Origin of the sequence: Mesorhizobium sp. M1143 (genome assembly GCF_040318435.1) — a bacterium.
Lineage (GTDB): Bacteria > Pseudomonadota > Alphaproteobacteria > Rhizobiales > Rhizobiaceae > Mesorhizobium.
The window spans coordinates 1-12,561 of record NZ_JAMYMJ010000022.1; the positions used below are offsets into that span (position 1 = coordinate 1).

Consider the following 12,561-nt stretch of genomic DNA (forward strand, 5'->3'; position numbering starts at 1 on the left):
GGTCCGGGTGGGGGTGCGGCACCGGGCCCCCCCCCCGCGCGGGGGGGGGCCCCCCCCCCCGGGGGGGGGGGGGGGGGGGGGCGTGTGGGGGCGGGGGGGGGGTGGCTAGGCGGTCGGGGTGGGCGCCGCGGGGCGCCCCCCCCCCCCCCCCCCCCCCACCGGCGGCCCGACCTCCCCACAAGGGGGAGGTAGGGGGCTGGCGCTTTTCGCGACGGCTACGATTTCGACAGGATAGCTCATTTCGCCACCTGCCTCGCACCAGCCCCCGCCGCCGGTTCCACCGCCGAGATCTCGTGCGTCAGCGTGTTGCGGGTGACCTTCAGCCAGGCCCGGCAGCCACCGCCGTGATACCAGTTCTCAGCCATCACGCCGGCGACATTGTCGCGCAGATAGACGTAGTCGTAGACAGCATCCTCGCCGGCACCCGCCGCCGGCCGTACAGGCTTGGCATCGCCGAGATAGCTGAACTCGCCGAGTTCGCGTTCGCCGCAGAAAGGACAGGTGATACGCATCTTGTTCCGGCCGCCTCAATGCAGGTTCGGTTGGGCGCCTTGGCCCTTTTCGTCGATCATGGCGCCGCGCTGGAAGCGGTCGAGCCGAAACAGCGCCGCCTCCTTGTGCGTTTCGTCACGCGCCAGAAGATGGGCAAAGACGAAGCCCGATCCCGGCGTCGCCTTGAAGCCGCCATAGCACCAGCCGGCATTGAGGTAGAGCCCGTCGACCGGCGTCTTGTCGATGATCGGCGAGCCATCCATCGACATGTCCATGATGCCGCCCCACTGGCGCAGAAGCCGCACGCGGCCGATCATCGGGATCAGCGCCATGCCGCCCTCGCAGACATCTTCCATGACAGGCAGATTGCCGCGCTGGGCGTAGGAATTATAGCCGTCGATGTCGCCGCCGAAGACCAGCCCGCCCTTGTCGGACTGGCTGACATAGAAATGCCCGGCGCCGAAGGTCATGACGCCAGGAATGAGCGGCTTGATCGCCTCCGAGACGAAAGCTTGCAGCACATGGCTTTCGATCGGCAGGCGCATGCCCGCCATCGCTGCGACACGCGACGATGACCCGGCGACTGCCATGCCGACCTTGCCGGCGCCGATCTTGCCGCGCGACGTCTCGACGCCAGTCACCTTGCCGTTGCCGTCCCGGACAAAGCCGGTGACCTCGCAGTTCTGGATGATGTCGACGCCGAGTTCGCTCGCCGCATGGGCATAGCCCCAGACCACCGCGTCATGCCGCGCGGTGCCGCCGCGGCGCTGCAGGAGGCCGCCCTGCACGGGAAAGCGCGCATGGTCGAAATTCAGGAACGGCAGCATCTTCTTCAGCGCCGCCTGGTCGAGCAGTTCGGCATCGATGCCATTGATGCGCATGGTGTTGCCGCGCCGCGCATAAGCGTCGCGCTGCGCATCGGAATGATAGAGGTTGAGGACGCCGCGCTGGCTGACCATGGCGTTATAGTTGAGGTCCTGCTCCATCCGCTCCCAAAGCTTCATCGAAAGCTCGTAGAAGCCGGTATTGCCGGGCAGGCCGTAATTGGAACGGATGATGGTGGTGTTGCGGCCGGCATTGCCGGAGCCGATCCAGCCCTTTTCCAGCACGGCGACGTTTCTGATGCCGAACTCGCTGGCGAGGAACCAGGCGGTGGCGAGCCCATGGCCGCCGCCGCCGATGATCACCACATCGTAGTGGTCCTTGGGCGCCGCATCGCGCCAGGTGCGCTGCCAATTCTTGTGGCCGGAAAGGGCAGCACGGGCGAGCGAGAAGATCGAATATTTCATCAGGTCATTCCGAGGTCGCTCGCACAGCGGGGACGATTATATGTCCAGCGTGTGGTCGCGCTCCCATTGCGTGAAGTGCGAAGCATAGGAATTCCATTCCTGGTGCTTCAGCTTTAGATAAGCCGACGAGAATTCCTCACCCAGCGCCGCCTTGAGCGATTTGTCCTTGTCGTATTCGCGAAGCGCGTCGAGCAGATTGAGCGGCAGCTTCGGCGCGCCTTTCACCGTGTGGCCGTTCTGGTACATGTCGATGTCGTAGCGCTTGCCGGGATCGGCCTTGGAGCGGATGCCGTCGAGACCGGCGGCAATGATGACGGCCTGCAGCAGATAAGGGTTTGCGGCGCCGTCCGGCAACCGCAGCTCGAAGCGGCCGGGGCCGGGCACGCGCACCATGTGGGTGCGGTTGTTTCCGGTCCAGGTCACCGTGTTCGGAGCCCAGGTGGCGCCCGAAATGGTGCGCGGCGCGTTGATGCGTTTGTAGGAGTTCACCGTCGGGTTGGTGATGGCGGCCAGCGCCGAGGCATGTTTCATGATGCCGCCGAGGAAATTCTTGCCCTTGGCCGACAGGCCGAGCTCCATCGCATTATCGGCAAAGACGTTGACCTTGCCGGCCTTGTCCCACACCGAAATATGGGCGTGGCAGCCATTGCCGGTCAGGCCCTGGAAGGGCTTCGGCATGAAGGTCGCGCGCAGGCCGTGCTTTTCCGCTACCGACTTGACCATAAACTTGAAGAACGAGTGCTTGTCGGCGGTCGCCAGCACATCGTCGAAGGCCCAGTTCATCTCGAACTGGCCGTTGGCGTCTTCATGGTCATTCTGGTAGGGGCTCCAGCCCAGCGCCAGCATGTGGTCGCAAATCTCGGCGATGACATCGTAACGGCGCATCACCGCTTGCTGGTCGTAGCAAGGCTTCGATGCGGTGTCGTATTTGTCGGAGATGACACTGCCGTCTGGCGAGATCAGGAAGAACTCGGCCTCGACGCCGGTCTTGACATGCATGCCGTCGGTGGCGGCTTCCGCGATCAGCCGGCGCAGCGTGTTGCGCGGCGCCTGCTCGACCTCCTTGTCGTCCATGATGCAGTTGGCGGCGACCCAGGCGACATCGGGCTTCCACGGCAGCTGGATCACCGAATCCGGATCCGGCACCGCCAGCATATCAGGATGCGCCGGCGTGAGGTCGAGCCAAGTGGCGAAACCGGCGAAGCCGGCGCCGTCCTTCTGCATGTCGGCGATCGCCTGCGCCGGCACCAGCTTGGCGCGCTGGCCGCCGAACAGGTCGGTGTAGGAAATCATGAAATATTTGACGCCGTTCTCTTTGGCGAATGCGGCGAGATCGTTCCCCATTATAGTTCCTCGCTTATTTTGATGTGTTTTTTAGAAGCCGTTTTTCCCCGGTATCCAGTTGGTGCCGGCCAGCGGCACGCCAGCCATGGCGGCGGCTTCGATGGTGAGGGCTACGAGATCCTCGGGCTCGAGATTGTGCAGGCTGTTCTTGCCGCAGGCACGCGCAATGGTCTGCGCCTCCAGCGTTATCACCTTGAGGTAGTTCGCCAGCCGCCGTCCGGCGGCGATCGGATCGACCCGCTTCATCAGTTCGGGGTCCTGCGTGGTGATGCCCGCGGGGTCGCGACCCTCGTGCCAGTCGTCATAGGCGCCGGCGGTGGTGCCGAGCGCATTGTATTCGGCCTCCCAGCGCGGGTCGTTGTCGCCGAGCGCGACGAGCGCTGCCGTGCCGATCGACACCGCGTCGACGCCGAGCGCCAGCGCCTTGGCGACGTCGGCGCCATTGCGGATGCCGCCCGACACGATCAGCTGCACCTTGCGGTGCATGCCGAGATCCTGCAGCGCCTGCACCGCCGGCCTGATGCAGGCAAGCGTCGGCTGGCCGACATTTTCGATGAATACTTCCTGGGTGGCCGCCGTGCCGCCCTGCATGCCGTCGACGACGACGACATCGGCGCCGGCCTTCACCGCAAGTGCTGTGTCGTAATAGGGGCGGGCGCCGCCGACCTTGACGTAGATCGGCTTTTCCCAGTCGGTGATCTCGCGCAGCTCGAGGATCTTGATCTCGAGATCGTCCGGCCCGGTCCAGTCGGGATGGCGTGAGGCCGAGCGCTGGTCGATGCCCTTCGGCAGCGTGCGCATTTCGGCGACGCGGTCGGAAATCTTTTGTCCCAACAGCATGCCGCCGCCGCCGGGCTTGGCGCCCTGGCCGACAACGACTTCGATGGCGTCGGCACGGCGCAAATCCCTGGGGTTCATGCCGTAGCGTGACGGCAGGTACTGGTAGACCAGTTGCTTGGAATGGCCGCGCTCTTCCTCGGTCATGCCGCCGTCGCCCGTGGTGGTCGACGTGCCTGAGAGCGTAGCGCCACGGCCGAGCGCTTCCTTGGCCGGGCCGGACAGCGACCCGAAGCTCATGCCGGCAACGGTGATCGGGATTTTCAGCTCGATCGGCTTCTTGGCATAGCGCGAGCCCAGCACGACCGACGTGTCGCACCGCTCGCGATAGCCTTCCAGCGGATAGCGCGAGATCGAGGCGCCGAGGAACAAAAGGTCGTCGAAATGCGGCAGCTTGCGCTTGGCCCCGGCGCCCCTGATGTCATAGATGCCGGTCGCCGCGGCGCGGCGGATTTCGGAAAGCGTGTAGTCGTCGAAGGTCGCGGATTTGCGCGGCGTCGTCGGCGGGTTCTTGTAGGTCATGCTGCCTCAATACGCGTCGGCGTTGTCGATATTGAAATTGTAGAGCGTGCGCGCCGAGCCGTAGCGCTTGAATTCCGACGGCTTGACGCCGGTGACGCCGGCGCGGTCGAGCAGTCCCTGCAGCAGTTCGATATGCTCGGGCCGCATCTCCTTGGCGATGCAGTCGGCGCCCAGGCTTTCGACCTTGCCGCGCACGAACAGCCGCGCTTCGTAGATGGAATCGCCAAGTGCGTCGCCGGCATCGCCCAGCACCACCAGATTGCCGGACTGCGCCATGAAGGCCGACATGTGGCCGATATTGCCGTGCACGACGATGTCGATGCCCTTCATCGAGATGCCGCAGCGTGAGGATGCGTTGCCCTCGATGACGAGCAGCCCGCCCTTGCCGGTGGCGCCGGCATACTGGCTGGCGTCGCCCTTGATGACGATCGAGCCCGACATCATGTTTTCGCCGACGCCAGGTCCGGCCGAGCCGTGCACGGTGATGGCAGCGCCGTCATTCATCCCGGCGCAGTAGTAGCCGACGCTGCCGCGCACATCGATGCTGACAGGCTGGTCGACGCCGACCGCAACCGAATGGCTGCCCTTCGGGTGCAGCACTTCCCACGCCGTTTCGTTGGAGCCGGGCGTCAGATTGTGAAGCGCCTGGTTGAGCTCGCGCAGCGACGACACATCAAGATCGAAGACCCGGGACGCCTGGTCTTGCGCCGCCTTCGAAAGTTTGGTTGCCGGCATGGGCTCAATGCTCCCAGAAATAGACGGTTGCGGGTTCCGGCTCCCAGACCCTCGCATTGTCTATGCCGGGCAGCTTGGTCAGCGCCCGATATTCCGAGCCAAAGGCGACATACTGGTCGGTCTCGGCCATGACGGCGGGCTTGCAGGCGATCGGATCGCGCACCACGCCGAAACCGTTCTTGGTGCCGACGACGAAGGTGAAGAAGCCGTCGAGGTCGGACAGCGTGCCTTCCAGCGCCTCGCCGAGGTTCTTGCCATGCGCCATCTGCGAGGAGAGATAGGCGGCGGCGACCTCGGTGTCGTTCTCGGTCTCGAATTTCATGCCCTCCCGCACCAGCTCACGCCGCACATTGTTGTGGTTGGACAGCGAGCCATTGTGCACCAGGCACTGGTCGGCGCCGGTCGAGAACGGATGCGCGCCCATCGTGGTGACGGCCGATTCCGTCGCCATGCGGGTATGGCCGATGCCATGCGTGCCGGTCATCGAGCGGACGTCGAAGCGGTCGACGACCGCTTCCGGCAGACCGACTTCCTTGTAGATTTCCACCGCTTCGCCGGCGCCCATGATGCGCACGTCGGGGCGGATTGACTGCAGCGCTTCGCGCGCGGCATCGACCTTGTCGGGCGCGGTTCTCAACACTGCATGGGTGGACTTCACCGCTATGCTCACCGGCGCGCCGATGGCCTTCGCGAGTTCGGCGTCGAGGCCGCGGAAATCGCGCTCGGGCTTCGCGGACTGGATGGTGATCTTGGCTTCATTCCTGGAAGGCGCGCCATAGATGGCAATGCCGGCGCTGTCGGGGCCGCGATCGCTGAGCGATATCAGCATCTGCGACAGCATCGAGCCGAGCTGCGGCTCAAGCGACTTGTCTTTCAGAAAAAGTCCGACGATTCCACACATGTCAGCCTCCCGACGTTACCACTAGACGATGATGTATCGAATGCGTCGTGCGAATTCAATCGTATGAAAAAAATATTCCTGTAGTTACGTATCCGGCTCGATGCGGCCTTGTGAACTATCGCCGCCGTCGCGGGCGCTGTGAATCCATGTGGCGGTGCGGATGCGGGCTATTCTGTAGGCATCGAGGATCGACAGCGCATAGATCAGGAAGCCGCCGGCGTGGCGGCCGACGAAGCTGGCATCGGCCGGCGCGATCTTGGCCGTCACCCAGGCGAGGATCACCATGAAGAACAGGAACTGCAGGCCGCGCACGGGCACGCCCAGAATGACGTGGCCGCTGGCCGGTAAGACGATGGCAGCGCCGAGCACCAGATACGGGTTTGTCGGTGCGGGTGCGCTCATGCGACCTGCCTTTCCTGTCGGTTGATGGCATCGCGCAGCACTGAGGCCGAGGTCAGCAGTCTCTCGACCAGCGTTGGATCCAGCCTTGCGCCGCCGAATGCGGCCTGCCGGAACACGCCGTAGCGCGCCCGCTCGGCCTCGGCCAGCAGCCAGACGATGCGCACGCCGTTCGGGGTGATCAAGAGTTCCTTGGCGCGGCCTTCGGCAAAGATGTCGAGATGGCTGGCGATCAGGTTCTGCGGAAAGCGCGCCGCCCTGAGGTCGGTTCGCAGCACGGCTTCAGCCGGAAATCCCGGAGCCTTCGGCAGCGTATGCTGAAGATGATCGAAATTGGAGAAGGTCGTCGGCGAGCCCGGCCGCATCATCATGTCGAAGGTCGCCGGCACCGCAACCGGCTCTGTGATCGTGACACTCAACCATCGCGCCGGCAGCTTTCGCGTTGCCAGCGTGTCGACGATGGTGCGCAGCTGCACGCGCTGTCCGTTCCATGTGCCGGCCCAGGTGACAACGCCGGCTGTGCCATCGGAGACATCAACGGCATCTGTGATGACGGTCCGGATGCTGGCTGCCTCGGCTGCAAGATCAGCCTTGGCCTTTTTGCGGCTGGCGCGCGTATGCCAGGCGAGGTGCAGGACGAGAGCCACGGCGACCGCCCCGGCCAGCAATGCTGTCGTCACGTCAGACACCTCGTCACGCCATGCCCGCCCAGACCGGCAGGCCCTCTCCTGTCAATAGCCCTGCGGCTTCGGCCACGGCATGGTGAACTGGTCGCCGCGGCGCACATAGCGGTAACGGTAGAAGTGGAACCACAGCGAGATCAGGAAGTAGAAGGCGACCATGGCGATCAGCTGCGTGCCGTAGCCGAGGAAGATCGCAAAGAAGGTCACCACGCAGAGGCAAAACAGCACGATCGCCGGGATCGGGTGGAACGGGTGCGTATAGCCGCGGCGGATCGTGCCCAGCGGCCACTTTTTGCGGAACATCATGATGTTTATGCTCATGAAGGTGTATTGCAGCACGCCCGACAGGATTGAGAAGGTGATCGCCTGGTTGAGGTCGGCGATGAAGGCGAAGGCGAGCGCGATCGGCAACAGGAACAGGATCGAGCGATAGGGCGTGCGGTATTTCGGGTGCACGGCCGAGAACCATGTCGGCAGATAGCGGTCGCGTCCAAGCGAGAACCACGCGCGGGCCGCATCGTTGATACAGCCATTGGCCGACGCCAGTGCCGCGAGCAGCGTGGCGACGAACAACAGGTTTTCCAGCAGCGGGCTGCCGGTCAGCTTGCCGGCGTCCCACAAGGGATAATAGGTGATACCGAGGTACTCCCAGGGCATCAGCGAGGCGCAGACATACCAGGTCATGGCGGCGGCGATCAAAAGCGTGATCATGCCGGCCATGGTGCCGTAAGGCAGCGAACGCGCCGGCGAGCGCACTTCCTCGGCGGCCTGCGTGGTGCCTTCGATGCCGAGATAGTACCAGATGCCGAACTGGAAGGCCGCGATGACGCCGATCCAGCCATAGGGCAGCGCATTGCCGGGGGTGACCAGTTCGTTGAGCTTCAGCACAGCACCCTGCGTCCAGGGGCTGACCGAGAAGAACAGGATAACGATCGAGACATAGGCTATCGCCGTGATGACGAAGTTGACGTTGAGCGTCATCAGCACGCCGCGATAGTTCAGCCATGCCAGCACGACGATGGTGGCGGCAATGAAGGAGTTGTGGGTGAGCCCTTCGACGCCGGCCTTGGCGACGATGGTGTCGCCGAGCAGGATGGCGTCCGAAACCTCCAGCATGGTGTAGGCAAAGACCAGGAACAGCGCGACGTTGAAGGCCATCAGCGGCCCGACAATGTGCTTGGCCTGCGCGTATTGGCCGCCGGCGGCGGCAACCGTCGATGTCACCTCGGAGTCGATCATGGCGACCGAAGTATACAAGAGCCCGACCACCCAGCAGACGATCAGCGCCGCCAGTGCGCCGCCCTTGTCGGCCGAGAAATTCCAGCCGGTGAATTCGCCGACCAGCACGATGCCGACGCCAAGCGCCCAGACATGGGCCGGGCCGAGCACGCGTAGCAGTGAAACCCTGTCGCCGTGTATTGCCGGTTCAAGCGTGATCGTCATTGTTCAATCCCCACTCAGATCCGGTGTTTTTCGGAAGCGGCTTCAAGCTCGCCTTCGCGCGAGGAAGTCAGCACCTCCTCGGAATAGGTCGTGTCGATCTTGAACCAGTCGTAGAGCATCCACAGCGCAAGCACGACCGAGATGCCCCACGATGCGTAAGAGAGTGCGACCCACATGAGCGTGCTTCCCCAAAATCTCTGGCGTTACTTGTCGTCGAACTTTTCGTTGATGACGTCGCGATATTCGCGGTCGGAGGCGCGGAACAGGAAGACGAAATAGCCGATCAGCACCGCCGCCATGATGATCAGCGTCGGCCAGTCGATGATGTAGTGGAAGCGGTTCTGGATGATGTCGTGCGCGGTCTCCGGCGTATAGCCGAGCTTTTCCCAGATCGAGGCCATGGTCGGGTTCTGTCCCAACGCTTCCCAGGTTTTGGCATCGAGCGCGTCGATGGATTTCGCCGCACCCGCCAGGCCGAGTTTCAATGGCAGCCACAGCGCCACGAAAATGGCGACCACGACGACCACGATATCGAAAATCTGCCCGGCCTTGCCTTGTTCCGGCGGCGTGTAGCGCGACATGACTTCTACCCCTCAGGACGTTCTGTTTTCAGGACTTGCGGTTGCGGGCCGCGTCGGCGTTCTTGATGTCGAGACCGTAGATGAAGTCCTTGTCTTCCTTGTAGTGATTGACCATCGCCAGGATGGCGGCCGTATTAAAGATCAGCACGGCGGCGGCAGCGATAGCGACGACGATCTTGATCCCGGTGTCCGGGATGTAGGGCCATGTCATGACAAGCACGAAGAGGATCGTCGCCCAAAGGCAGATGATCAGGAGCGCGGATCCGCGCAGGTCGGAACGGTACAGCGCTTCGATGCGCTGCTGCAGGTCTGACATCGGTTTCCCCTTTTCCAGCGCCCGACCCCGAATTGGCCGCCCGCTGCCCTCTTTCAACAGAGTGAAATTTTTTTCATAAATTCGGGCCGAATCCAGCAATTGTCAAGGTGATTTTACGTTGGGTTAACCGTTTGTCCCCAGCCGCGAATTTTGCCTGACAATGAAATTATTTGCTTCCGGGTATTGCGGCATCAGGACGTTTGCGATCAATATTCGACCAAATGCTCCCGCCTCGCGCAGGGAGCCGGGAACACAATAGAATTTTCGAACGGAGGATTTGCGGATGACGGCATCCTGGAGATTTTCGACCCTGGCGGATCGCCATCGCGCGTTAGGCTCGAAGCTCGAAGACTGGAGCGGCATGGGCACCGCCTGGACCTACGACAAGGACGCCGACGAGGAATACACCGCCATCCGCACCAGGGCCGGGCTGATGGATGTGTCGGGCCTGAAGAAGGTTCACATCACCGGGCCGCACGCCTCACACCTCATCGACCTGGCAACGACGCGCGACGTGGAGAAGATCTATCCCGGCAAGTCGGCCTATGCCTGCATGCTGAACGAGGCCGGCAAATTCACCGACGACTGCATCCTCTACCGCACCGGGCCGAACGCCTGGATGGTGGTGCACGGCTCCGGCACCGGCCATGAGGAATTGCAGCGCGCTTCCGTCGGCCGCGACGTATCGCTGCGCTTCGACGACAATCTGCACGATCTGTCGCTGCAGGGGCCGACCGCGGTCGACTATCTCTCAAAGCATGTGCCGGGCATTCGCGACCTCAACTATTTCCATCATATGCAGACGCAGCTGTTCGGCCTTCCCGTCATGATCTCGCGCACCGGCTATACCGGCGAGCGCGGCTACGAGATATTCTGCCGCGGTCAGGACGCCGGCACGATCTGGGACAGGATCCTCGACGAGGGCAAGAGCGCCGGCATCATTCCGTGCCGCTTCACCACGCTCGATATGCTGCGCGTCGAAAGTTGTTTGCTGTTTTATCCCTATGACAACTCGCAGAAATATCCGTTCGAGAACGAAGGCCCCGGCGACACGCTGTGGGAGCTCGGCCTCGACTTCACCGTCAGCCCCGGCAAGACCGGCTTTCGTGGCGCCGAAGAGCATTACCGCCTCAAGGGCAAGGAGCGCTTCAAGATCTACGGCGTGCTGCTCGACGGCAAGCAACCCGCGGATGAGGGCGCGCCGGTCTATCGCGACGGCAAAAAGGTCGGCGTGGTCACCTGCGCCATGTATTCGCCGCTGGTCGAGAAATCGATGGGAATCGCCCGCCTCGACGTCGACTGCGCGGTCAAGGACACCAAGCTCGAGATCCGCAACAAGAGCGGTTCGATCAGGGCGACGGCGCAGCCTCTGCCCTTCGACGATCCCAAAAAGACCAAGCGCACGGCGAAAGGCTGAGGCACAATCGACAGCGAGGGTTTCGAGGTACGAAGTAGAGAATGGCAGCCAAAACGATCATCAGCCGGCCCATTTACGGAACCCTGTCCCCGCAGCCCGGCAAGCATCATCTTTTCGTGGCGGATGCGGAAGGCGCGCTGGCGATCGTCGATATGGCAAGGACGTCGCGCCCCGGCTTCTTCGACGGCGCCGAAATCGTCTTCATTCCCGGGGCCGACGGCAAGCACGTTGCCGCTCTTGAGGCACTGAAGTCCGCGCAATTTCATGTCGCGCCAACCTTCGCCAGCCTGCTGCCCAGGCTGAAGCAGACGCTTGCCAACGCGCATATGGGCCTGCGCCTCTATCTCGCCGGCACCGAAGGGCTGATCGGCCAGGCCATGCAGGTGGCGCTCGAAGCCGGCATCGATCATACCTCCATGCAGACCGAGCATCGCGGCTCATTGGCGCGGCGCATGCAGTGCGTGCATTGCAAAGGCATCACCGAAAATGTGACGACGCAGCCGGCCACCTGCGCGCATTGCGGCCTGCTGCTTCTGGTGCGCGATCATTATTCGCGACGGCTGGCAGCATTCCAGGGCGTCTGCATAAATGCCGAGGATCGCTCGGAGATTCCTCCCATCGAGGAGGTCTTCCCATGAGCACCGGCACCACCAAGCTCGATGTCGTCGTCAGCGACGTCGTCCCGGTCAACGAACTGGTGACACGCTTCCATTTCCGCCGCCGTGACGGTGAGCTTTTGCCGACCTTTTCCGGCGGCGCCCATGTCGTGGTCGAGATGCGCGATGGCGACCGCACAAGGCTCAATCCGTATTCGCTGATGGGGTCGCCGCTCGACACCCGCGAATACACCATCTCGGTGCGCCGCGACGATGTCGGCCGCGGCGGCTCGCTGTTCATGCACCGGAGCGTCAAGCCTGGCCTGGAGATGGTGGTCAGCTACCCCGTCAATCTGTTCTCGCTCGACCTCAGGGCAAAGAAGCATCTGATGCTGGCCGGCGGCATCGGGATCACGCCGTTCATGGCGCAGACCGCGCAGCTCGCCGGGTCCGGCGGCAATTTCGAGCTGCACTACACCTGCCGCACCGCCTCGCTCGGCACCTATGCCGATGTGCTGCAGGAGCGCTATGGCCGTCGCGTCCGGCTCTATCACGACGACCGCGACGAGCGCATCGAACTCGACCGTCTGTTGTCCTCGCAGCCGCTCGGCACCCATCTCTATGTCTGCGGCCCGGCCGGCATGATCAACTGGGTACGCGACCGCGCGGCCGCTTTGGGCTGGCCGGCGGAGACCGTGCACTACGAGCATTTCGCGGCACCCCAGCCCGGCCTGCCGTTCGACGTCACACTTGCCGTCAGCGCCAAGACCATCCGCGTCGGCGAGCAGCAGAGCCTGCTCGAAGCCATCGAGGCCGCCGGCGTCGATCCGCCCTATCTCTGCCGCGGCGGTGTCTGCGGCCAGTGCGAGACCAACGTCGTCTCGTATGACGGCAAGTTCATCCACAACGACCACTGGCTGAGTGAGGAAGACCACCGTTCCGGCTGCAAGATCATGCCCTGCGTGTCGCGCTTCGAAGGCGAGTCGCTGGTCCTGGAAAGATAGGA

Annotated in this window: 15 protein-coding genes; 3 read left to right on the forward strand and 12 right to left on the reverse strand. The window is 63.4% G+C overall.

The genetic code is table 11. The features are described 5' to 3' along the window. Window positions 1–236 precede the first annotated feature (236 nt). The 12 genes from NKH35_RS16455 to NKH35_RS16510 form a co-directional block, all read right to left on the reverse strand. Window positions 237–512: a sarcosine oxidase subunit delta gene (locus NKH35_RS16455; RefSeq protein WP_023704839.1), complete on the reverse strand. Its 276-nt coding sequence runs from the start codon at window positions 510–512 to the stop codon at window positions 237–239. A gap of 15 nt (window positions 513–527) precedes the next feature. Continuing rightward, window positions 528–1,781 carry a sarcosine oxidase subunit beta family protein gene (locus tag NKH35_RS16460; protein WP_023668554.1) on the reverse strand — a complete coding sequence of 418 codons (1,254 nt, stop codon included), beginning with the start codon at window positions 1,779–1,781 and terminating at the stop codon, window positions 528–530. 36 nt (window positions 1,782–1,817) lie between these two features. Next, the gene (gene glnT, locus NKH35_RS16465; protein ID WP_023668553.1) at window positions 1,818–3,125 is read right to left on the reverse strand and encodes a type III glutamate--ammonia ligase; all 1,308 of its coding nucleotides are present in this window, start codon (window positions 3,123–3,125) and stop codon (window positions 1,818–1,820) included. 30 nt (window positions 3,126–3,155) lie between these two features. Beyond that, complete coding sequence (locus NKH35_RS16470; RefSeq protein WP_023687061.1) at window positions 3,156–4,484, reverse strand: FMN-binding glutamate synthase family protein; 1,329 nt, start codon at window positions 4,482–4,484, stop codon at window positions 3,156–3,158. Window positions 4,485–4,490: 6 nt separating this feature from the next. After that, window positions 4,491–5,219, reverse strand: coding sequence for a GltB/FmdC/FwdC-like GXGXG domain-containing protein (locus NKH35_RS16475; RefSeq protein WP_023668551.1), 729 nt, complete (start codon window positions 5,217–5,219; stop codon window positions 4,491–4,493). A gap of 4 nt (window positions 5,220–5,223) precedes the next feature. After that, complete coding sequence (locus tag NKH35_RS16480; RefSeq protein ID WP_023668550.1) at window positions 5,224–6,120, reverse strand: class II glutamine amidotransferase; 897 nt, start codon at window positions 6,118–6,120, stop codon at window positions 5,224–5,226. Between the two features lie 84 nt (window positions 6,121–6,204). Beyond that, window positions 6,205–6,522, reverse strand: coding sequence for a hypothetical protein (locus NKH35_RS16485; RefSeq protein ID WP_023668549.1), 318 nt, complete (start codon window positions 6,520–6,522; stop codon window positions 6,205–6,207). After that, entirely contained in the window at window positions 6,519–7,208 is a 690-nt protein-coding gene (locus NKH35_RS16490; protein ID WP_023704841.1) for a hypothetical protein, read from the reverse strand. Before NKH35_RS16490 ends, NKH35_RS16485 begins: the two co-directional genes overlap by 4 nt. A gap of 42 nt (window positions 7,209–7,250) precedes the next feature. Then, on the reverse strand, window positions 7,251–8,645 hold the full coding sequence (locus tag NKH35_RS16495) for an APC family permease (RefSeq protein ID WP_023668547.1): 1,395 nt from the start codon (window positions 8,643–8,645) through the stop codon (window positions 7,251–7,253). A 14-nt stretch (window positions 8,646–8,659) separates the two neighbouring features. After that, on the reverse strand, window positions 8,660–8,821 hold the full coding sequence (locus tag NKH35_RS16500; protein WP_023668546.1) for a hypothetical protein: 162 nt from the start codon (window positions 8,819–8,821) through the stop codon (window positions 8,660–8,662). A 27-nt stretch (window positions 8,822–8,848) separates the two neighbouring features. Further along, a complete protein-coding gene (locus NKH35_RS16505) occupies window positions 8,849–9,226 on the reverse strand; it encodes a hypothetical protein (protein ID WP_023668545.1) in 378 nt (125 codons plus the stop codon). 28 nt (window positions 9,227–9,254) lie between these two features. Next, complete coding sequence (locus tag NKH35_RS16510; RefSeq protein WP_023668544.1) at window positions 9,255–9,542, reverse strand: hypothetical protein; 288 nt, start codon at window positions 9,540–9,542, stop codon at window positions 9,255–9,257. A gap of 283 nt (window positions 9,543–9,825) precedes the next feature. On the opposite strand from NKH35_RS16510, the gene NKH35_RS16515 reads away from it, so the two are divergent. From NKH35_RS16515 to NKH35_RS16525, 3 genes are read left to right on the forward strand one after another with little or no spacing between them, the layout of a single operon-like run. Next, window positions 9,826–10,959 (forward strand): aminomethyl transferase family protein, encoded by a 1,134-nt coding sequence (locus NKH35_RS16515; protein ID WP_023823493.1) that lies wholly within the window; start codon window positions 9,826–9,828, stop codon window positions 10,957–10,959. Between the two features lie 41 nt (window positions 10,960–11,000). Next, on the forward strand, window positions 11,001–11,597 hold the full coding sequence (locus NKH35_RS16520; RefSeq protein ID WP_023823492.1) for a dimethylamine monooxygenase subunit DmmA family protein: 597 nt from the start codon (window positions 11,001–11,003) through the stop codon (window positions 11,595–11,597). Then, the gene (locus NKH35_RS16525) at window positions 11,594–12,559 is read left to right on the forward strand and encodes a PDR/VanB family oxidoreductase (RefSeq protein ID WP_023815209.1); all 966 of its coding nucleotides are present in this window, start codon (window positions 11,594–11,596) and stop codon (window positions 12,557–12,559) included. The genes NKH35_RS16520 and NKH35_RS16525 overlap by 4 nt, the downstream gene beginning before the upstream one ends. Window positions 12,560–12,561 lie beyond the last annotated feature (2 nt).

Coding starts and splice junctions, on each gene's coding strand:
- NKH35_RS16455 (WP_023704839.1), bottom strand. CDS start 512: ATGCGTATCACCTGTCCTTTCTGCGGCGAACGCGAACTCGGCGAGTTC.
- NKH35_RS16460 (WP_023668554.1), bottom strand. CDS start 1,781: ATGAAATATTCGATCTTCTCGCTCGCCCGTGCTGCCCTTTCCGGCCAC.
- glnT (WP_023668553.1), bottom strand. CDS start 3,125: ATGGGGAACGATCTCGCCGCATTCGCCAAAGAGAACGGCGTCAAATAT.
- NKH35_RS16470 (WP_023687061.1), bottom strand. CDS start 4,484: ATGACCTACAAGAACCCGCCGACGACGCCGCGCAAATCCGCGACCTTC.
- NKH35_RS16475 (WP_023668551.1), bottom strand. CDS start 5,219: ATGCCGGCAACCAAACTTTCGAAGGCGGCGCAAGACCAGGCGTCCCGG.
- NKH35_RS16480 (WP_023668550.1), bottom strand. CDS start 6,120: ATGTGTGGAATCGTCGGACTTTTTCTGAAAGACAAGTCGCTTGAGCCG.
- NKH35_RS16485 (WP_023668549.1), bottom strand. CDS start 6,522: ATGAGCGCACCCGCACCGACAAACCCGTATCTGGTGCTCGGCGCTGCC.
- NKH35_RS16495 (WP_023668547.1), bottom strand. CDS start 8,645: ATGACGATCACGCTTGAACCGGCAATACACGGCGACAGGGTTTCACTG.
- NKH35_RS16500 (WP_023668546.1), bottom strand. CDS start 8,821: ATGTGGGTCGCACTCTCTTACGCATCGTGGGGCATCTCGGTCGTGCTT.
- NKH35_RS16505 (WP_023668545.1), bottom strand. CDS start 9,226: ATGTCGCGCTACACGCCGCCGGAACAAGGCAAGGCCGGGCAGATTTTC.
- NKH35_RS16510 (WP_023668544.1), bottom strand. CDS start 9,542: ATGTCAGACCTGCAGCAGCGCATCGAAGCGCTGTACCGTTCCGACCTG.
- NKH35_RS16515 (WP_023823493.1), top strand. CDS start 9,826: ATGACGGCATCCTGGAGATTTTCGACCCTGGCGGATCGCCATCGCGCG.
- NKH35_RS16520 (WP_023823492.1), top strand. CDS start 11,001: ATGGCAGCCAAAACGATCATCAGCCGGCCCATTTACGGAACCCTGTCC.
- NKH35_RS16525 (WP_023815209.1), top strand. CDS start 11,594: ATGAGCACCGGCACCACCAAGCTCGATGTCGTCGTCAGCGACGTCGTC.